The sequence below is a fragment of the Sarcina ventriculi genome, assembly GCF_900456775.1.
Classification (GTDB): domain Bacteria; phylum Bacillota; class Clostridia; order Clostridiales; family Clostridiaceae; genus Sarcina; species Sarcina ventriculi.
In genome coordinates this window covers 1-20393 of record NZ_UAUL01000008.1, presented here as the reverse complement: position 1 = coordinate 20393, position 20393 = coordinate 1, and the positions used below count along the sequence as shown (strand labels likewise).

19 protein-coding genes, 1 pseudogene and 1 other annotated feature are annotated in these 20393 nt (G+C 27.6%); of the genes and pseudogenes, 7 read left to right on the top strand and 13 right to left on the bottom strand.

Translation table 11 applies throughout. The annotated features are described in order from the left end of the window. Positions 1-11: 11 nt before the first annotated feature. Positions 12-770, bottom strand: coding sequence for a polysaccharide deacetylase family protein (locus DR020_RS06735; RefSeq protein WP_055259201.1), 759 nt, complete (start codon positions 768-770; stop codon positions 12-14). A gap of 98 nt (positions 771-868) precedes the next feature. Here DR020_RS06735 and DR020_RS06730 point away from each other — a divergent pair, with 98 nt between their 5' ends. Together DR020_RS06730 and DR020_RS06725 are read left to right on the top strand one after the other, a co-directional pair. After that, on the top strand, positions 869-1396 hold the full coding sequence (locus tag DR020_RS06730; RefSeq protein WP_055259203.1) for a DUF4364 family protein: 528 nt from the start codon (positions 869-871) through the stop codon (positions 1394-1396). 106 nt (positions 1397-1502) lie between these two features. Then, positions 1503-2534: an LCP family protein gene (locus tag DR020_RS06725; RefSeq protein ID WP_112365567.1), complete on the top strand. Its 1032-nt coding sequence runs from the start codon at positions 1503-1505 to the stop codon at positions 2532-2534. Positions 2535-2563: 29 nt separating this feature from the next. Here DR020_RS06725 and DR020_RS06720 read toward each other — a convergent pair whose 3' ends face one another. Continuing rightward, positions 2564-3868: a bifunctional folylpolyglutamate synthase/dihydrofolate synthase gene (locus DR020_RS06720; RefSeq protein ID WP_112365566.1), complete on the bottom strand. Its 1305-nt coding sequence runs from the start codon at positions 3866-3868 to the stop codon at positions 2564-2566. Positions 3869-3939: 71 nt separating this feature from the next. Beyond that, entirely contained in the window at positions 3940-6582 is a 2643-nt protein-coding gene (locus DR020_RS06715) for a valine--tRNA ligase (RefSeq protein WP_112365565.1), read from the bottom strand. A gap of 60 nt (positions 6583-6642) precedes the next feature. Then, positions 6643-6867 (bottom strand) — a binding site (T-box leader). Between the two features lie 175 nt (positions 6868-7042). On the opposite strand from DR020_RS06715, the gene DR020_RS06710 reads away from it, so the two are divergent. After that, positions 7043-7396 (top strand): tetratricopeptide repeat protein, encoded by a 354-nt coding sequence (locus tag DR020_RS06710; RefSeq protein ID WP_055259211.1) that lies wholly within the window; start codon positions 7043-7045, stop codon positions 7394-7396. A 71-nt stretch (positions 7397-7467) separates the two neighbouring features. On the opposite strand, the gene DR020_RS06705 is transcribed toward DR020_RS06710, so the two are convergent. Genes DR020_RS06705 through DR020_RS06695 form a run of 4 tightly spaced genes read right to left on the bottom strand, consistent with a single transcriptional unit; the run spans position 7468 to position 9851 of the window. Then, positions 7468-7956 carry a hypothetical protein gene (locus DR020_RS06705; protein ID WP_055259213.1) on the bottom strand — a complete coding sequence of 163 codons (489 nt, stop codon included), beginning with the start codon at positions 7954-7956 and terminating at the stop codon, positions 7468-7470. Between the two features lie 4 nt (positions 7957-7960). Continuing rightward, entirely contained in the window at positions 7961-8095 is a 135-nt protein-coding gene (locus DR020_RS12735; protein WP_265327743.1) for a RecX family transcriptional regulator, read from the bottom strand. Next, positions 8038-8601: a recombination regulator RecX gene (gene recX / locus DR020_RS06700; RefSeq protein WP_265327742.1), complete on the bottom strand. Its 564-nt coding sequence runs from the start codon at positions 8599-8601 to the stop codon at positions 8038-8040. The genes DR020_RS12735 and recX overlap by 58 nt, the downstream gene beginning before the upstream one ends. A gap of 5 nt (positions 8602-8606) precedes the next feature. Next, on the bottom strand, positions 8607-9851 hold the full coding sequence (locus DR020_RS06695) for a M16 family metallopeptidase (RefSeq protein WP_055259217.1): 1245 nt from the start codon (positions 9849-9851) through the stop codon (positions 8607-8609). Between the two features lie 94 nt (positions 9852-9945). Here DR020_RS06695 and DR020_RS06690 point away from each other — a divergent pair, with 94 nt between their 5' ends. Together DR020_RS06690 and DR020_RS06685 are read left to right on the top strand one after the other, a co-directional pair. Further along, positions 9946-10617, top strand: coding sequence for a response regulator transcription factor (locus DR020_RS06690; protein WP_055259219.1), 672 nt, complete (start codon positions 9946-9948; stop codon positions 10615-10617). Between the two features lie 2 nt (positions 10618-10619). After that, the gene (locus DR020_RS06685) at positions 10620-12134 is read left to right on the top strand and encodes a sensor histidine kinase (protein WP_235804581.1); all 1515 of its coding nucleotides are present in this window, start codon (positions 10620-10622) and stop codon (positions 12132-12134) included. 122 nt (positions 12135-12256) lie between these two features. On the opposite strand, the gene ymfI is transcribed toward DR020_RS06685, so the two are convergent. From ymfI to glyA, 3 genes are all read right to left on the bottom strand, one after another. Further along, positions 12257-13000: an elongation factor P 5-aminopentanone reductase gene (gene ymfI / locus DR020_RS06680; RefSeq protein ID WP_112365564.1), complete on the bottom strand. Its 744-nt coding sequence runs from the start codon at positions 12998-13000 to the stop codon at positions 12257-12259. Between the two features lie 15 nt (positions 13001-13015). Further along, positions 13016-13951 carry a dipeptidase gene (locus tag DR020_RS06675; RefSeq protein WP_055259222.1) on the bottom strand — a complete coding sequence of 312 codons (936 nt, stop codon included), beginning with the start codon at positions 13949-13951 and terminating at the stop codon, positions 13016-13018. Positions 13952-14091: 140 nt separating this feature from the next. Then, positions 14092-15324, bottom strand: a complete 1233-nt coding sequence (gene glyA / locus DR020_RS06670; protein ID WP_112365563.1) for a serine hydroxymethyltransferase — start codon at positions 15322-15324, stop codon at positions 14092-14094. A 215-nt stretch (positions 15325-15539) separates the two neighbouring features. Between glyA and DR020_RS06665 the strand changes: the two genes are divergently transcribed. Both DR020_RS06665 and DR020_RS06660 read left to right on the top strand, forming a co-directional pair. After that, positions 15540-16307, top strand: a complete 768-nt coding sequence (locus DR020_RS06665) for a threonine/serine exporter family protein (RefSeq protein ID WP_058992168.1) — start codon at positions 15540-15542, stop codon at positions 16305-16307. Continuing rightward, positions 16304-16858 (top strand): threonine/serine exporter family protein, encoded by a 555-nt coding sequence (locus DR020_RS06660; RefSeq protein WP_058992170.1) that lies wholly within the window; start codon positions 16304-16306, stop codon positions 16856-16858. Before DR020_RS06665 ends, DR020_RS06660 begins: the two co-directional genes overlap by 4 nt. A 19-nt stretch (positions 16859-16877) precedes the next feature. On the opposite strand, the gene aspS is transcribed toward DR020_RS06660, so the two are convergent. The 3 genes and pseudogenes from aspS to DR020_RS06645 form a co-directional block, all read right to left on the bottom strand. After that, positions 16878-18677, bottom strand: coding sequence for an aspartate--tRNA ligase (aspS, locus tag DR020_RS06655; RefSeq protein ID WP_112365562.1), 1800 nt, complete (start codon positions 18675-18677; stop codon positions 16878-16880). A 17-nt stretch (positions 18678-18694) separates the two neighbouring features. Then, on the bottom strand, positions 18695-19942 hold the full coding sequence (hisS, locus tag DR020_RS06650) for a histidine--tRNA ligase (protein ID WP_112365561.1): 1248 nt from the start codon (positions 19940-19942) through the stop codon (positions 18695-18697). 19 nt (positions 19943-19961) lie between these two features. Continuing rightward, positions 19962-20393: pseudogene (locus DR020_RS06645) on the bottom strand (coproporphyrinogen dehydrogenase HemZ); the annotation flags it as partial.

Here is a 20393-nt window from a genome sequence, read left to right as displayed (position 1 = left end):
TATAATTTATTTTATTTATTTCTTTGTATTCCGTTTTCATCTATAATGTAATTATTGTTATAAATTAATTCTCCCACTTTCACAAAATTATAACCATCTGATTTAAGCTTTGGAATTAGTTTATCTAAATTTTGAGCAGTATATTTCCCATTATTATGAAAAAGCATTATACCTCCCTGCTCTATACTCTTTAACACCCTGTTATATTCTATATCTAAGCTTGTATTTTTCCAATCAACACTATCAGAACTCCAATGAATTGGGATATATCCTAACCCCTCTACAATATTTACAGCACTTTCATTAAAAGCTCCACTTGGAAATCTAAAAAGATTAGTTTTTATCCCTATGGCTTCATTTATTATATCTTCAGTTTTTTGAATTTCATTTTTTATTCTTTGCTCATCTATATTCGTAAAGTTAGGATGAATATAACTATGATTTCCAATTTCATGACCTCTATTATAAATTTCCTGCAACTTTTCTAAATTTCCCTCAGGATAAATAACCCACTTTCCCATTATAAAAAATGTTGCCTTTACATTATGCTTATCTAAAACATCTAAAATATCATATAAATAATCTTCATCGCACCAATTAATATCAAAGGTTATAGAAATATTTTTACTATCTGTATCTACTTTATAAATTGGCATTGATTTTATATCACTATTAAAAATTCCTATATCTGACTTGAAAATTGTATAAAATCCAATTACCAAAAGCAAAAGTAAAATATTTATTATTTTATTTTTTCTTATAAATATCATATTTACTCCCATCTAAAATACAAATATCTTTATTATAGTAAAAGTTATATGCTATAATATGAGTATTATTCAAAAGTATCTATGGAGGCTGAGTAAAAATGAATGATAATACTTTAGAGTTAGCGGAGAACAAACTGCTACTTTTACACATAATAAAATCTATAAAATATCCTATTTCTAATACTCAATTAACTGATATTGTATTAGAAAATAGTTTCATAAATTATTTTATGTTACAACAATATATTTCAGAACTTATAAATTCTGATTTCCTTAGATACGAAAATAAAGATTCTAAGGAAGTTATTCTACTTACTAAAAAAGGCGATAGAGTTTTATCCCTATTTAAAGATAGAATTTCAGCAAATAAATTAAAATATATAGATAACTGCGTAAATAATAAAAGAGAAAGCATAAAAAAAGAATTTAGCATTTTCTCTGATTACACTATAGATAATAACAATTCATTTTTGGTAAATCTAAAAGCAAAAGAAAATGATTTTTTAATCATAGATTTCACAATAAGCGTTCCATCTAAAGAAGAAGCTAAATTTTTATGTAACAAATGGAAAGAGAATTCTTCTGAAATATATAATAAAATAATAACAGCTTTAATAAATTCTTAAATACATACCTCCTTTTTATTTTAGGAGGTTTATGTATATTTTTTTTACTCTTTAAAAACAATATTAATATATAATTTTATTAATTATTGTCTAAGGAGTTTTACATATGAAAAAATTCAATATAAAAACAAAAGCTTCTTCTATATTAATTTTTTTTACATTTCTACTTATATCTTTTTTATTTTTTTTTAATTTAAATAATTTATCTAAATATGACGTAGTTTCAGATACCTATGATGTTCAAAATAATAAAGATTCAATCCCCTTTACAGAAGTTTCAGGAATTTCAAATATTCTTTTACTAAGCAGTGATGCTAGATTTTATGATACTACATCTAGAGCTGATTCTATAATGATTCTTACTATAGATAATGTTAACAAAAAACTAAAAATCACATCACTCCTAAGAGATATGTTGGTTAATATTGATAATCATGGAGAAGAAAAACTAAATCATTCCTTTGCATATGGTGGCCCTTTAAAAACCATTGAAACCATAGAGAATAACTTTGGAATAAAAATCAATAATTATATTATTGTTGATTTTAACAGTTTTAGGAAAATCATTGACACTATAGGCGGGATAACAGCAAATATTAACGATTATGAAGTTTCAGAACTTAATAAGTTTATTTTAGATAGTGGCGGAAATACATCAGATTTAATCTTATCTTCTGGAGAATATACTCTAAATGGCTATCAAGCTTTATCTTATGCAAGAATCAGAAAAGTCGGAGATGGCGAATATGAACGAACTACAAGGCAAAGAAATCTAATTAATTTAATTTTAGCTAAAATAAAAACTTTATCTCCTTTTAAAACAGTACAACTTGTAAAAGATTTATTTCCCTATATAAAAACTAATATAAACATAACTAGTGCAATAAATTATTTTTTAACTACGTTAACCATTTATTCTAAAAATTCTTCGATAGAGCAACTTCAAATTCCTATAAATTCTATTTCTAAAGAAAGATTATATCCATCTAAGGGTTGGGTTTTACTTTTTGATAAAAAAGAAACATCTAAAGCCTTAAAAGATTTTATATTTAATGATAAACTTTATACACCAAGCACTAATAATATGCAATCTATAATAAAAGAATATGATTTAAAATATGGTAATAAAAAAAGATAAGAAGCTTCATCTTCTTATCTTTTCTTTTTCTAAGTACAAGATTTGTACTTTCTTATAACTTTTCTCATATCTCCAATCATATATAAAGAACCACAAACTAATATTAAATCATCATCATTCCCTAAAGATAATGCTTTTTTATAAGCCTCTTCATAATCTTCTATATCAAAACACTCAATCCCCTTTTCCTTAACCTTTTCATATAAAACACTAGACGATTCTGCTCTATAATTATGCGGTTCTGTAACTATTACATAGCTTGCCTTATCTGTTATAACATTTAACATCTTACTAACTTCTTTATCACCTAAGATTCCAACTATTAAAATAAGTCTATTATAATTTAAATACTTATCTACACTAATTCTTAATTTTTCTATGCCATCTATATTGTGTGCACCATCTATAACAACTAATGGATTCTTTTTTAATACTTCCATTCTTCCAATCCATTTAACATTTGATAATCCTCTATTTATTGAAGAATCTTTAATAATTACCCCTTTGTTTTTTAACTGTTTTATAGCATTTAAACAAACTATACAATTTAATATCTGATGCTCTCCTATAAGAGATAATTCTACACTATAAGTTTCATCTAAAATATCCGCTGTTATTTTTTGAGTAAAATTATTTTTATCTATAACAACTTGTCTTATATCTTCTTTTTTAACTACTATTAATTTATTATTTAATTCCTCACACTTAGACCTTATAACATTTAAGGTTTCTTCTTGTTGAGGGTATGATATAACTGTACAATCCTTTTTTATAATTTCTACCTTTTCACTTGCAATTTCTTTTAATGTATTTCCAAGTATGTTCATATGATCTAAGCTTATAGAAGTTAAAACAACTAAAACTGGATTTATAACATTTGTTGCATCCAATCTTCCTCCAAGACCAACTTCAACTACTGCATAATCTACTTCTTCTTTAGCAAAATAATAAAACATTAAAGCTGTTATTATTTCAAATTGTGTTGGAGCTCCAAACTTTATAACATCAACTTTTGATATAGCACTTTTAATCTCTGTTACTATAGACGCTAATTCTTGCTTTTTTATATTTTCTCCATTTACTTGAATTCTTTCTTCAAACTCCTCTAAATAAGGTGATGTATACATGCCTACCTTATAACCCTCTTCTATTAAAATCGAGGATATCATAGCAGTAGTTGATCCTTTTCCATTAGTTCCACCTACATGAATACACTTTATTTTATCTTGAGGGTTATCTAAATACTCAAGTATTTTTAAAATTCTCTCTAAACCCAGATTCATTCCAAACTTAGCTGTATTTTCAATATATTCCATAGCCTCATTGTAATTCATAGAATTCCTCCTATAAAATTTCCCTACATCTTTAAAAGATGTAGGGAAGTATTTTTTTAATATTTAACTACTTATTTTAAAGCACTTATTCTTTCTAGGACAGCATTTAACATTTCTTTATATTTTTCACCTTTAGCTTTTTCTTCATTTACAACAGCTTCCGGTGCCTTGCTTACAAACTTTTCATTTGAAAGTTTTTTCTCTACTCTATCTATTTCTTTTTCTAATTTATCTTTTTCTTTATTTAATCTATCTAATTCTTTTTCTCTATCTACAAGGTCTAAAAGTGGTAAGAATAATTCCCCACCTTTAACAACTACTGAAACCAAATTTTCAGCTAAATTATCTTTATTATCTATAAATGTTACTTCAGATGCTGAAGCTAACTTCTCTAAATATGCTGCACCATTTATAAACGCATCTTTAGCCTCTTCTGAAATATAAGCTATTATTTTAGCTTTTCTAGATGGTGGAACATTCATTGAAGCTCTTAGATTTCTTAAAGCCTTTATAGCTTCCATTATAAATTCCATATCTTTTTCAGATTTTTCATTTACTAAACTTTCATCATATTCTGGCCAAGAAGCTATAGTTATTGATTCAGTTTCTGTGCTTAAGTGAGTATATATTTCCTCTGTTATAAATGGCATTACTGGGTGTAAAAGCTTAAGTCCTGTATTTAAAACTTTATATAAAACATTAAATACTATTCCCTTAGATTTTTCATCTTCTCCATATAAAACTGGTTTAACAAGTTCTATATAATAATCACAGAATTCTGTCCAAAGGAAATCATGAACCTTTTGAAGCGCTATTCCAAGTTCATATTTTTCCATGTTTTCAGTAACTTCTTTTACCAAACCATTCATTCTTGATAAAATCCATTTATCAGCTAAGCTATAATCTGTAGAATCTTTATATTTGTTCATGATATCTCTATCTAAGTTCATCATAACAAATCTTGAAGCATTCCAAATCTTGTTTGCAAAGTTTCTAGCAGCTTCTACTCTTTCAGGAATATATCTTATATCATTTCCTGGTGCATTTCCAGTAACCAACATAAATCTTAAAGCATCTGCACCATATTCATCTATAACTTCTAGTGGATCTACACCATTTCCTAAAGATTTACTCATTTTTCTTCCTTGAGAATCTCTTATAATACCATGAATTAACACAGTGTCAAATGGAGTTTCTCCCATGTTGTGTATTCCTGAGAAAATCATTCTTGCAACCCAGAAGAATATAATATCATATCCAGTAACTAATGTTGATGTTGGATAAAAATACTCTAAATCCTCTGTTTTATCTGGCCAACCAAGAGTTGAAAATGGCCATAGTGCAGAACTAAACCAAGTATCTAAAACATCTGTTTCTTGTTCTATTTTGCTTGAACCACATTTTGTACATGTAGTTACATCATGTTCTGATACCATTATTTCACCACAATCTTGACAGTAGTAAACAGGTATTCTATGTCCCCACCATAATTGTCTTGATATACACCAATCTTGAATATTTTCCATCCAGTTAAAATATATCTTTTCAAATCTTTCAGGAACAAACTTAGTTTTTTTATTTTTAACAACTTCTATGGCTGGTTTTGCTAAAGAATCCATTTTGACATACCATTGTTTTGATATTATAGGTTCTATAACAGTTCCGCATCTATCATGAGTTCCAACGTTATGTGTATGAGGTTTTATTTTAACAAGTAAACCTTGAGCCTCTAAATCAGCAACCATAGCCTTTCTTGCCTCATATCTATCCAACCCTTGATATTTTCCACCTAATTCATTTATAACTCCAGCATCATCCATAATTCTTATTTGTTTTAAGTTATGTCTTAAACCTACTTGGAAATCATTAGGGTCATGAGCAGGTGTTATTTTAACCGCACCAGTTCCAAATTCTAAATCAACATAATCATCAGCTACAACTGGTATTTCTCTATCTGTTAAAGGTAATTTTAACATTTTACCAACTAAGTGTTTATATCTTTCATCATTAGGATTTACAGCAACAGCAGCATCCCCTAAAAGAGTTTCTGGTCTAGTTGTTGCGATTTCTAAAAATTCATCAGAACCTACAACTGGATATTTTATATGCCAGAAGCTTCCTTCTTTTTCTGCATATTCAATTTCAGCATCAGATAGAGCTGTTTGACACTTAGGACACCAGTTAGTTATTCTGTTTCCTTGATATATAAGCCCTTCATTATAAAGTTTAACAAATACATGCTTTACAGCTTTGCTTAAATTTTCATCCATAGTGAAAGCTTCTCTTGTAAAATCAGCAGAAACTCCAACTTTTTTAAGTTGTTCTCTAATTTTTTCTCTATACTCATCTGTCCATTCCCAAACTTTTTCTAAGAATGCTTCTCTTCCCATTTCCTTTTTATTAAGACCTTGTTTTAAAAGTTCATTTTCAACTTTAACTTCTGTTGCAATAGATGCATGGTCTTCCCCTGGAAGCCATAAAGTACAATATCCTTGCATTCTCTTAAATCTTATAAGCATATCTTGTAAAGTATTGTCAAGCGCATGCCCTAAGTGAAGTTTTCCAGTTATATTTGGTGGTGGCATTATTATTGTATAAGGTTTTTTACTCTTATCAACTTTTGGAGTAAAGTATTTTTTTTCTTGCCAAACATTATATAATCTTTCTTCAAATTCTTTTGGGTTATAAGTTGTAGAGATATTTTTATCTTCCATTGTGTTATTTCCTCCTTAAATTTATCATATTTCCAAATAAAATAAAAAAAACCTCCTCCATAAAAGGACGAAGATTCGCGGTACCACCTTTTTTCCCTTAAAATATTTAAGGGCTCTTAAACTAATAACGACTCTAATAAATGCCGTCTTTAGCTACTTTTTTATTTTTCACTAAAGAAACTCAAAAGCTACTTCAAAATATCAAGTATAAAAAACCTTACAGCCTATGGGTTTTTCTCTCTTAAAACTCTTCCTATTTCTACTTCTCTTTATCACAGTTTATTCTGTATTGTTTACAGTTTATATTATAATATTATATTTTCATTGTCAAGATAGCTATAATCAATTTACATTTTTAAACTATATTAAAATACTTGTTAATTTCAACAATATTTATATGAATATTATATGTAAAAGTGATAATAATTTTAATATAATGCTTAACTTGGAGGATTATATGATGAACTACTTTTCAAAAGGAAATGAATTTTATAATAATGAAAATTACAAAGAGGCTTTATCTTATTATAAAAAAGCTATTGAAAATAAAGATTGTGAATACCATGCTTTTTATAATTCTGGTGTTTGCTACATAAAACTTAAAAATTATCAAAAGGCTATCGATATGATTAAAAAAGCATTAGAACTCCATAAAGATTCTAAATACTTTTTTAATATAGCCTATTGCTACTCTATGCTTAAAGATGACATAAAAGCTCTTAGATACTTTAACTTAGCTTGGGCTCTAGATAATTTAGACACCGACTGTGAAAGAGCAATAAAGCTCATTGCAACTAAAATTAAAAAGCAATAATTAAAAGGCTGTTTAAAATATAAAATTTAAAAACAGCCTTTATAAAAATTAATATATTTTATTCATATTTTTTATGCAACATGCACAACAACATTTAATATAACAAAAAATAAACACGCATAAAATAAAGCTCTAGGAATGTTTAAAAGCATGCCTAATCTTTGCTTAGACTTTTCTGTTCTTCTCTCTTGTGAATGATGAATTTTATTTAAGCTTGGCCCTATTACAAATCTAACTAAACAAGCTAAGATTACCCTTAATACAATATAAACCGCAAATGCTATTAAGAAAAATATTATCATCGCAAATATTAAAGGAAAATAAATATAATCATTAACTAAACTTGTTAAACTAACTAAAGATAAAGTTATAAATTGACCAATCTCTTTAAGATTACTCATTATAATGTAAGAAACTATTAATGATAAAAATATGCAAAAATAATTAAGTGCTTCTATAATGCTACCTCTTATTCTTGTTATGTTAAATCTTTTTTTATACTCTACTGCTAAAACAAATATAAACAAAATAACAGATAATATAAATATAACTATTTCCATATACCTACTCCCAAATATCTTGTCTTTTAACAACTTTTTTTACAATTTCACTACAACACTCAAAATCATACCCCTTTGTAGCTAAGAATCTAAAAAGTTTTTGAGATAATTTATATTTATCATCTTCTCTTTTTTTAATATCTCATATCTTTTTATAGCAATACTTAATGCTTGTTCTTTTTCATATTCCTTATCAATACACTCTAAATTTTCCTCTATAATATCTTCACTTAATCCCTTTTTAATTAAAGAATATTTAATTTTATTTCTTCCTTGATTTTTAATTTTATCTTTTATATATAAAGTAGCATATTTCGTATCGTCTATAAATTTATATTCTTCTAAAAAGTTTAAAACACTATTTATTATATCATTTGTAAATCCTTTTGCTAATAGCTTTTCTCTCATCTCCTTCTTACTTTTATATGATTTCTCAATTATTTTAAGAGCTGAATTTTTACATTTTTTTAACTCATCATCTTTTAAAACTTCATCTATATCACTTTTATCTAAAAAATCATTTACCTTAATTCCTAATTTATATATAAACTCAATATCACAGGCAAATGAAAAATTATAATCTATATAAATATTTACTCTTTCTTTATTCTTATTTTGAACTTCAATTTTTGTAATCTTACCCATAAAATTTACCTTTCAGATTTTAATATGTGAATTGTTGGATTATTTAAATACTTTCTGCAAACTCTATATATATCATCTTTAGTTATTTTATCCAACTCTTCTATACTTTTTTCTAAATCTTTTAAATCTTCCCCCTCTAAAATTTGATTTAAAGCATAGCTACATAAGTCGCTATAATCTTCAAGCGTTGATATAACAGCAGTTCTATGAATCTTTTTGATTATTGCTAAAGATTTATTATCAAAATCTATAATTTCATTTTTTATATTTGATATTGATGTATCTATTATATCTTGACTCTCCTTTAAATCTTCTTTAGATACTGCTGCAAATATATTCATTATATTTACATCATGTCCTATATCTAAATAACTGTACACATCATATGCAAATCCTCTTTTTTCACGAAGCTCTCTAAACAGCACTGAATTATCACTATCTCCTAATTTATGACTTAATATTTTAAGTGGTAATTCATCTTCTTTTGTTATATCTACTAATGAATAAAGATAAGTTATCGTACTTTGTTCTATATGCTTTTTATGGGTTATACTTGTTATAGGCTTATTTTTTTCTTTTACAATTTCTATCTTCTTATGACATTTACCTTCCCATATTCCAAAATTATCTGAAATTATATCTAACATTTTGTTATGTTCTAAAGAACTTACAACAACCACAACAGAATTATCTGGAGTATAATACTTATTATAAAACTCTATTATACTATTTTTCGTAAATTTTTCTACTGTTTTTTCAAGACCAGCTACATCATATCTTAAAGGTGATTTAGAAAAGCCTATTTCATTAGTTTTATTTAGGCTAAACTCCTCTACATCATCCTTACTTGACTTAATTTCAGCAACCACTACACCCTTTTCCTTTTCTATCTCATCCTCTGGAAAAGTTGAATTAATCAGCATATCTCCTAAAAGTTTCATAGCATTTTCTATCTCATCATTTATACAATTTATTGAATATACTGTAGATGTATAATCAGTATACGCATTATATTCTCCTCCTAAAGACTCTAACTCTTCATTTAAAACCTCATTACTTCTTTCTTTAGTTCCTTTAAACATCATGTGTTCTATAAAGTGACACATTCCCCTCTCTGCATCCTTTTCATACAAAGAACCAATTTTTACAGCAACATTTATAGCAACTAACATAGTGTCTTTTTTTATGGTAACCACTGTCATACCATTTGGTAATTGAGCGATATTTTTATCTAATTTTAATTTATTCATTAAAACACTCCTAAAATATTATATAAATTCTAATTTTCATTGTATAATAATAGTTGCAATAAAAGCAATAATAAGATTTTAGAGGTGTACTACTATGAATGATACTATATTAATTGTTGAAGATGAAGTAAGACTTAGATTTCTACTTAGAGATTATCTAAAAAAAGATGGTTTTACTGTCCTTGAAGCATCAGATGGAGAAGAAGCCTTAAATATATTTTCTCAAAATAATGTAAATTTAATTGTTTTGGATGTTATGATGCCAAAATTAGATGGTTTTAATGTTTGCAAGGCTATAAGAAAAGTTTCTAACGTACCTGTAATACTTTTAACTGCTAAAAGCCAAGAAGAGGATAAATTATTTGGTTATGAAATAGGTGCTGATGATTACATAACTAAACCTTTTAGCGCTAAGGTTCTTGTAGCTAAGGTTAAAGCATTACTAAAGAGAGCTAATACACCTAAAGATTTGAATATTTCAGAATATAATGGACTTAAAATAAACAAATCATCTCACGAAGTAACTATAAATAATAATGAAATTTATTTATCTCCAAAAGAATATGATCTTCTTATATATTTAACTTCTAATGAAGGAATTGCCCTTTCACGTGATAAAATTTTAGACAATGTTTGGGGATTTGATTATTATGGGGATATAAGAACTGTGGATACTAATATTAAAAGACTTCGTGAAAAACTATTAGATAAATCAAATTATATCGCAACAGTTAGAGGAAGTGGCTATAAGTTTGAGGTGAAATAAGTATGAGAAAAACTATGAAAAAGAGTATTTCTAAAAGACTTTTTCTAATAAGTTTTGGAACCATATTATTTATTGTAATTTTTACAATGCTATTTCAAATAATGTTTTTTCAAAAATTTTATTTAAATAGTAAAAGCACAAATTTAGCAAATAGCGTTAAAACCTTTGTTTCATATTATTCAAATGATATAAATGATCCTTCAGCTTTATATACTGCATTAAATAACTTTGAGTTTCAAAACAATTCAAAAATCGCTATATATTCAACTGACGGTACGGTTAAATATATAGCAAATCCAACAAACTCTGATTCAGAAATAACTGTAACGTTAAATAAAATATTTAATCAACTATATAATGATCCATATTATGAAAAAAGTATCTTAAACTCTAGTGAAGTTTTCACAACAGTTTTAGCCAGTTCAAACACTAACTCAAAATATATAGTTTGTATGGCGCCTTTTACAAGCTCTAATAATAAGACTTATATAGTTATTGCAGTTACTTCTTTTCAAAATATCACTGAAGCAACTCAAGTTATACAGGATTTTTATAAATATATAGGAATTGTTGTTATTGCTCTTGGGCTTATACTATCTTATATATATTCAGACCTTATATCAAAGCCTTTAATTAGTATAAATAAAACAGCAAAAAAATTAAGTGCCTTGGATTTTTCTGAAAAATGTACTGTAGAACGTGACGATGAAATTGGTAGCCTTGCAAAAACTTTAAATTTCTTATCACAAAATCTTTATAATGCATTAGAAGATTTGAAAATAAAAAATGCTAAACTCAAGGAAGAAGTTGAAAAGGAAAGACGCCTTGAAAACCTTAGAAAAGATTTTATAGCTGGTGTATCACATGAACTTAAAACTCCTATTGGAATAATTTCAGGATACGCAGAAGGCATTAAAGATGGTATAGCTGATGATGAATCTCGTGATGTTTATCTTGATATAATAATAGATGAAGCAAAAAAAATGGATAAATTAGTTATGGATATGTTGGAACTGTCTAAACTTGAAAATGGGAAAACAGATATTATGTTGTCATCTTTTTCTCTTAGCAAACTAACCCAAAAAATATTGATTAAAAATTCTGTTGATATAAACAACAATAATTTAGAAGTCATAACAAATATAAACTCAAATTATCTAGTTATTGGTGATGAATTTAAGATAGAACAGGTTATATCAAACTTTGTTACTAATGCAATAAAATATTCACCACCTGAAAATAAAATAATTGTTGATATTTATGAGAAAGATTCTGTTGTGAATTTTTCTATCGAAAACACAGGAGCTCATATAAATGAAAATGAACTTTCTCAAATATGGACTCAATTTTATAGAATTGATTCATCTAGAAATAGAACAAACAAAAGCTTTGGTCTCGGATTATCTATTGTAAAAAATATACTAACTCTCCATAAAAGCAACTTTGGAGTTACAAATACTAAAAATGGAGTTAAATTTTATTTCACATTACAAAAGACGCTAGAACAGCAAAATTAATGACTATTTAATTTATTTTATCATCTAATGTATGGCTGATTTTAAACAAGAATTGAATTTTTAAACTTTTTTAAAATCAGCATTTTACATTAGAAAATATATTAATTTTTATAACTATATCTTTAAAGCATACCACCATCTACTGTTATAATTTGTCCTGTTAAATAACTAGAATCATCAGAACATAAAAATGCTACAACCTTTGAGATTTCAGATGTTTCTCCAAATCTATTCAATGGAATTTCATCTTCTAAATCCTTTTTTTCCTCATCTTTTAACCAAGAGTTCATTTTTGTATTTATAACCCCTGGAGCCACTGCATTTACCCTTATTCCTAAAGAAGCAACTTCCTTTGCTAAAGCCTTAGTAAACAAATTTATTCCTCCTTTTGACGCAGAATATAAAACCTCACAAGATGCACCAACATTTCCCCATATTGAAGAAATATTTATTATGCTCTGATTTTTTCCTTCTCTTATTAAATCAAATAAAGCGTTTGTTAGCTTCATAGTTCCTGTCAAGTTTACATTTATAAGATTATCAATATCGTCTAGAGAGTAATCCATAAATAATCCTAAATTAGATATCCCTGCATTATTCACAAGTATATCTAATTTCCCAAATTTTTTTTCTATAAAATCTTTAATATCTAAAATATCATTACTTTTTGAAATGTCTCCCTTTAAAGCTACTGCATATCCGTTATTTTCTTTTATGCTATTGACTACTCTTTTAGCTCCCTCTAAATCATTATTAAATCCAACAATAACACTTGCACCTAGTTTTCCAAGTTCTATAGCTATGGCTTCTCCAATCCCCTTTGATGCCCCTGTTATATATGCTACTTTTCCTGATAGTTTGTTCATATGTCCTCCTAATACTTAAAGAATATCCTTAATTATTCTTTCTGCATTTTTATAAAATATTTTTTCTATTTCATTATAAGTAAATCCACTTATCTTTAATTCATTATAAAGCTTTTCTATTTCTCCTATATTTTTTATTTCAACTTCATTTTCAATTCCATCAAAATCTGTTCCAAGAGAAATACAATCAATCCCTCCTATTCTTTTTATATGCTCTATATGCTTTATCATATCATCTATTTTAGCAATTTTACTATCTCCCAAAAAAGAATTACAAAAATTTATTCCTATCACTCCCCCTTTATTACTTAATGATTTAATCATCGGATCTGTTAGATTTCTATTATGATTTGTTATATACCTTGAATTTGAATGTGATGCTACAAATGGTTTTTTACAATATCTTAAAACATCTAAGAATCCACCGTCTGACAAGTGCGATACATCAACTATAATCCCTAAATCATTCATTCTCTCAATAGCCTCTATACCAAATTTTTTAAGACCTCTAGTTTTATAATAATCATTGCAATTAGGATATCCTATATTATTTTCATAGTTCCATGTAAGAGTTATAAGAGATACTCCTAAATCCTTAAAATAATTAATATTATCTAAATTATTTCCTATAGCTTCCCCTCCTTCTATAGTTAAAAAAGCACTTATTTTACCATTCATTTTATTATTTTTATAATCACCATAACTTTTACATAGGCTTATTTCATTTTTATTTTTATTAAATTCATTTTTTAAGTTATTAAGCATATTAACGCAAGTTTTAAAATTATCTTTATTCTCTTTAGCATCCATAAATAAAGCAAAAAACTGAGCAATGGAATTTCCTTTTTTTAAGCTATTTACATTAACTTTTAAATCACTATCTCTTAAAGACTTATCTTTATTTTTTAGTAAAACATAAGCTGTATCACAATGAAAATCTATAACTTTCATAAATTATTCCTTTTAAATTATTTATACACTATAAATATGTACATTAAATAAAATATATTTAATTAAAGACTTAATGTTATCAAAAATAATATTGCCTTTAGAAAATTACTTCATTTCTTCTAAAAGCAATATTTTTTTAACTAATAAAGTGGGTATTTTTCGCAAAGAGTATTAACTCTACCCTGTATTTGACTTAAATTTCTCCCTCTATTTTCTATAGTATCATTTATTATGCTTGCAATTTCTCTCATATCATCTTCCTTAAAACCTCTAGTTGTAACAGTAGGAGTTCCTATTCTTATTCCACTAGTTATAAATGGACTTTTAGTTTCATTAGGCACCGTATTTTTATTTACCGTTATACCTATGCTATCTAAAATATTTTCAGCTTCTTTTCCGGTTATATTTTTATTATTTAAATCAACTAATATTAAATGATTATCTGTTCCATTAGAAACCAACTTAAATCCATAATCTTGTAATGATTTAGCCAAAATTTTAGCATTTAACACAACCTGATTTATATATTGCTTAAACTCAGGCTCTAATGCTTCCTTAAAACACACAGCTTTACCTGCTATTATATGCATAAGTGGGCCTCCTTGAATCCCTGGAAATATGTTCTTATCTATTACTTTTGCATATTCTTTTTTACACAATATAAGCCCACCTCTTGGTCCTCTTAATGTTTTATGAGTTGTAGAAGTTACAAAATCAGCATAAGGCACTGGAGATTTGTGAAAATTTGTCGCTACAAGTCCAGCAATATGAGCCATATCTACCATTAAATAAGCACCTATTTCCTTAGCAATGCTTGAAAATTTCTCAAAATCTATACTTCTTGAGTATGCACTAGCTCCTGCTACTATCATTTTAGGCCTATGTTTCAATGCTAATTTCTTTACCTCTTCATAATCAATTTCCTCTGTATATTTATTAACTTTATAAGATACAAAATTAAATATTTTACCTGAAAAATTTACTGATGATCCATGTGTTAAATGTCCACCATTACTTAAATCCATTCCTAAAACTACATCACCTGGCTTTAAAACTGAAAAATATACAGCCATATTAGCCTGTGATCCTGAATGAGGTTGTACATTTACATGCTCTGCATTAAAAAGTTTTTTCGCTCTTTCTATAGCAATATTTTCTATTTCATCAACAACAGAACACCCTCCATAATATCTTTTATTGGGATACCCTTCAGCATATTTGTTAGTTAAATATGATCCCATAGCCTCCATTACGGCTTTACTTGTAAAATTTTCTGATGCTATAAGCTCAATACTTTGCTGTTGCCTTTTTAATTCCTTATTTATAAGTTCACTTATTAAATTATCTGTTCTTTGCACATTTGAAAAATCCACAAAATCACCCCTCAAATTTATTTTTCTATAATTACAACAAAAATCATATTATTTAATAAATTTATTCATAATATTTTCTTAATAGTATTATTGATAACATCTTATTATTCCTTTATTTTTTATATAATTATGTAAATTTTTATATTTATTCTATAATAAAGATATATACTATGTTATAATACATTTATTATTCTTGGCTTTATAGAGGTGTTAAAATGGAAATCAATAAAATACTACATGTTGCTACATTTGCTGGACAAATAATACTTGAAAGTGGTGGCGAAACCTATAGAGTTGAAGATACCATATGTAGATTCTGTGCAGCCTTTGGAATTCAGTTTGCTGAAAGTTTTGTAACCCCAACTGGAATTATGGTATCTGTAAGTGATGAAAATTCATATACTACAACCCTTGTAAAAAGGGTTAAGACTAGAACAATCGACTTACAAAAAATACATCTTGTAAATGATCTTTCTAGACAAATAACTAAAAATAACTTTACGCTTAGCGAGGTACAAGAAAAATTAAATGAAATACAAAATATTAAAAGATATTCATTTACCACAACTATTTTATCTTCAGCTGTTGGTGCTGGTTGCTTTGCATTTTTATTTAAAGGAAACATAACAGATGCTATTGCAGCTTTTTTTGTTGGTATCGCTATAAAATTATTTACAGAAAAAGCAGCTCAACTTAACATAGATGGTTTTTTTATAAATTGTATTGGTGGTGCTATCGCTGCCTTTATATCGCTTATATTTAATTCTCTTGGCTTTGGTTCTAACCTAGATACATTAATAATTGGAGGTATTATGCTTTTGGTTCCTGGACTTGCTATAACAAATGCTATTCGTGATACTATAGCTGGTGATTTAGTTTCAGGGCTTACAAGGGCCGCAGAAGCATTTTTCGTTGCCATATCTATAGCAGTTGGAACTGGTATTGTTTTAAGCTTATGGATTGCTCTAGGAGGTTCTTTATGATTATTAGATTTATTTTAGAAGTTATTGCATCATTTTTAGCAACTATGGGATTTGGTATACTTTTTAACATAAAGGGTAAAAATCTTATATTTGCAGGTATTGGTGGTGGAATTAGTTGGTTTATGTATGAAGGAGGAATTCTTCTTGGATTTTCTGTTGTTGCATCAATGTTTGTATCAGCACTAGTTTTTAGCACCTATTCAGAAATTTGCGCTAGGATATTAAAAACTCCTGTAACTACAATTGTAATATGTGCTCTTATTCCACTAGTACCAGGAGGTGGCATGTATTACACTATGTATGAAGCAATTCATGGAGATGCTGCTGCTACTTGGGCTAAAGCCTCATCTACACTTTTATCAGCTGGCTCATTAGCCCTTGGAGTTATATTTATATCTTCTGTTACTAGACTTATATTACGCTCTAGAAAAAACACATCAAATAACTCAACTATAAATCTAAATGATAAATTAGATGAAATTATAATAACAACTAGAAACAGTGCTGTTATTGATAACAATGATATTTCTATAGAAAAAGACCAAGATTAATTAAATCTTGGTCTTTTTATTATTCTTCTACTGTCTTTTCTTCACTTACTGAAACTTTAATTCCAAGTTCATCTAATTGTTTTTCCTCAACTACATTTGGAGCCTCAGTTAAATAACAGAATGCATTTTGGTTTTTAGGGAATGCTATAACATCTTTTATATTTTCAGTTCCTGCAAGGAACATTACCATTCTGTCTAAACCAAATGCTAATCCTCCATGTGGTGGTGCACCAAATGTTAATGCTTGTAATAAGAAACCAAATGACTCCCAAGCTCTTTCCTTAGTAAATCCTAATGCTTTAAGCATTCTTTCTTGAATAGCTGTATCATGGATTCTAATTGAACCTCCACCTAATTCTTCACCATTTAAAACTAAATCATAAGCCTTAGCTCTTACTCTAGCTGGATCAGATTCTACAAATTCTAAATCTTCATCCATAGGTGCTGTAAATGGGTGGTGACAAGCTTTAAATCTCTCTTCTTCTTCACTATATTCAAAAAATGGGAACTCTGTAACCCATGTAAAATTAAACTCACTTTTATCTTTAATTAAATCATACTCTTTAGCCAAATGTAATCTTAATGCTCCAAGACTTGGTAATACTACTGAATCTTTATCAGCTACTATTAAAATAGCATCTCCTGTCTTAGCATTCATTGTATTAATTATTGCATTTGTAACATCATCAGTTAAAAATTTAGCTATTGAAGATTTCATTCCTTCTGGTTTTAATTGCATCCATGCAAGACCTTTAGCCTTATAAGTTTTAACAAATTCACCCAATTTATCAAGTTGTTTTCTACCAAGTGAAGCTCCATTTTCTAAGCATAAAGCTCTAACACTTCCTCCGTTTTCAATTGCAGATTTAAATACTACAAAATCCATATCCTTAACATCTTGAGTTATATTTGTTATTTCCATTCCAAATCTTAAATCTGGTTTATCACTACCATACTTCTCCATGGCATCTTTAAATTTCATTCTCTTTATAGGAAGTTTAACATCTACTCCTGCAACTTTTTTAAATACATAAGCAATTAATCCTTCATTAAGAGCCATAATATCATCTTCCTCAACAAAGCTTAACTCCATATCTACTTGAGTAAATTCTGGTTGTCTGTTAGCTCTTAAATCCTCATCTCTAAAACATTTAGCAATTTGATAATATCTATCAAAACCAGACATCATTAATAATTGCTTATATAATTGTGGAGATTGTGGAAGTGCATAAAATTTACCTTGAAAATTTCTTGATGGCACTAAATAATCCCTAGCACCTTCTGGAGTTGATTTTCCAAGCACTGGTGTTTCAATATCTAAGAAATTATTTTCTTCTAAATAATCTCTAATAGCCTTAGTAGTTTTACTTCTTATTGCAAATATTTTTTGCATATCTGGTCTTCTTAAATCTAAATATCTATATTTTAATCTTATACTTTCTGCCGCATCTAAGTCTTCCTTTATGTATATTGGTGGAGTTTCTGACTCAGATAAAATTTTAACACCTTCTGCAATAAGTTCCACTATACCAGTTGGTATATTATTGTTTATTGATTCTCTTTTAGCTATTTCTCCAGTTACTGCTATACAATATTCTGGTCTTATTTGCTTAGCTTTAGCTAATATTTCTTCGCTTAAAGTATCTTTAAAAACTATTTGAAGTATTCCTTCTCTATCTCTTAAATCTAAGAATTGAAGTCCTCCAAGATTTCTATTTCTTTGAACCCAACCCATTACAGTTACTTTTTGTCCTATATGACTTTCTCTAGCTTCACCACACATAATGCTACGCTTTAGTCCATTTAAAGCTTCACCCATTTTTAACTCCTCCTATTTTATCTACATATATTTACTATATTTTTTATATTATCTAAAGCAACTTCGAATTTTTCTCCATCGCTCATTCTCTTAACATTTACCATATTTTCTTGTATTTCAGAATCTCCAATTACAAATGTAAATCTTGCACCTATTTTATTTGCATATTTCATTTGTGCCTTTACACTCTTTCTTAAATGATCTATATCAACTTTCAATCCTTCTTTTCTTAAATCAAAGGCAAGTTTCATAGCTTTAAGCTTTGCATTATCTCCCATAGAACCTATAAATAAATCACATCTATTTGGCTCTTCTATTTTAATTCCTTCTTCTTCTAAAGTTAAAAGAAGTCTTTCTAAACCTAAACCAAATCCCATAGCAGGAGTTTTGGGTCCACCTATTTCTTCAACTAAGTAGTCGTATCTTCCACCACCACATATTGTTAAGCCATCTTTTATAACTTCAAAAACAGTTTTACTATAATAATCTAATCCCCTAACTATTTGAGGGTCAACATTATATTCAATTCCCATAGCAGTCAAATAATTCTTTAATTTTTCAAAATGCTCTTTGCATTCATCACAAATAAAGTCTAGAATAATTGGGGCATTTTTAACTATTTCCTTGCATTTTTTTTCTTTGCAATCTATAATCCTCATAGGATTCTTTTCAAATCTAGTTTTGCAAGTTTCACATAAATCATCGTAATTTGATTTTAAATATTCCTTTAATGCTTCATTATATTTTGCTCTACAACTTGGACAACCTAAACTATTTATATTAAGTGATATACCCTTTATTCCAAACTCATCTAATGACCTCATAACCAAAGATATAATTTCGGCATCTATTGAAGCTTCTTGAGATCCAAAAACTTCAATACCATACTGATGAAATTGTCTAAGTCTTCCTTTTTGCATTTTTTCATATCTAAAACAATCTGTAAAATAAAACATTTTTGTAGGCTGTGCATCAGCATACAGACTATGTTCTATAAAAGCTCTAACAGCTGGTGCGGTTCCTTCTGGTTTTAGTGTTATACTTCTTCCACCTTTATCTTCAAAAGTATACATTTCTTTTTGAACAACATCAGTAGTCTCTCCAACACCTCTTTCAAAAAGTTCTGTTGCCTCAAACATAGGTGTTCTTATTTCACGAATCCCATATTCTTCTGATATCTTTCTTAATTTATCCGCTATATAATTCCATTTATAAGCTTCACTTGGTAGCATATCCTTTGTACCTTTTTGCCCTTGAATAGCCATAAAAACTACCTCCTAAGTTTTATTTATATAAAGTATTTAGTAGGTCTATTTTACCTTTAACCATATCATCTATTCTACTTATATATTCTTTAACATCTTTAATATTTGCAAATCTCTCTATACGATTTTTTCCTTCAGTTAGATAAACAACCTTTGAAACAGCATCAGCACCTATTGCTATTATAGTTTGACTATCTTCTATCATCTGTATATTATATACAGATTCTTTTCCTAAAACTGAAAAACCCACATTTTCCATATTGCCAACCATATTTTTTTGTCTATACATATAATATGGCTCCATATTTAAATCCTTTGATAAAGATTTACTCATGTCATACATAATATTTAAATTCTCTTGATTCTCGATTTTTAAACTCTTCTTAAGAACAAGATTTTCATAAAGCCTTGATGCTCTTTTTATGGACATTCCGTGAATAGTTAAACTATC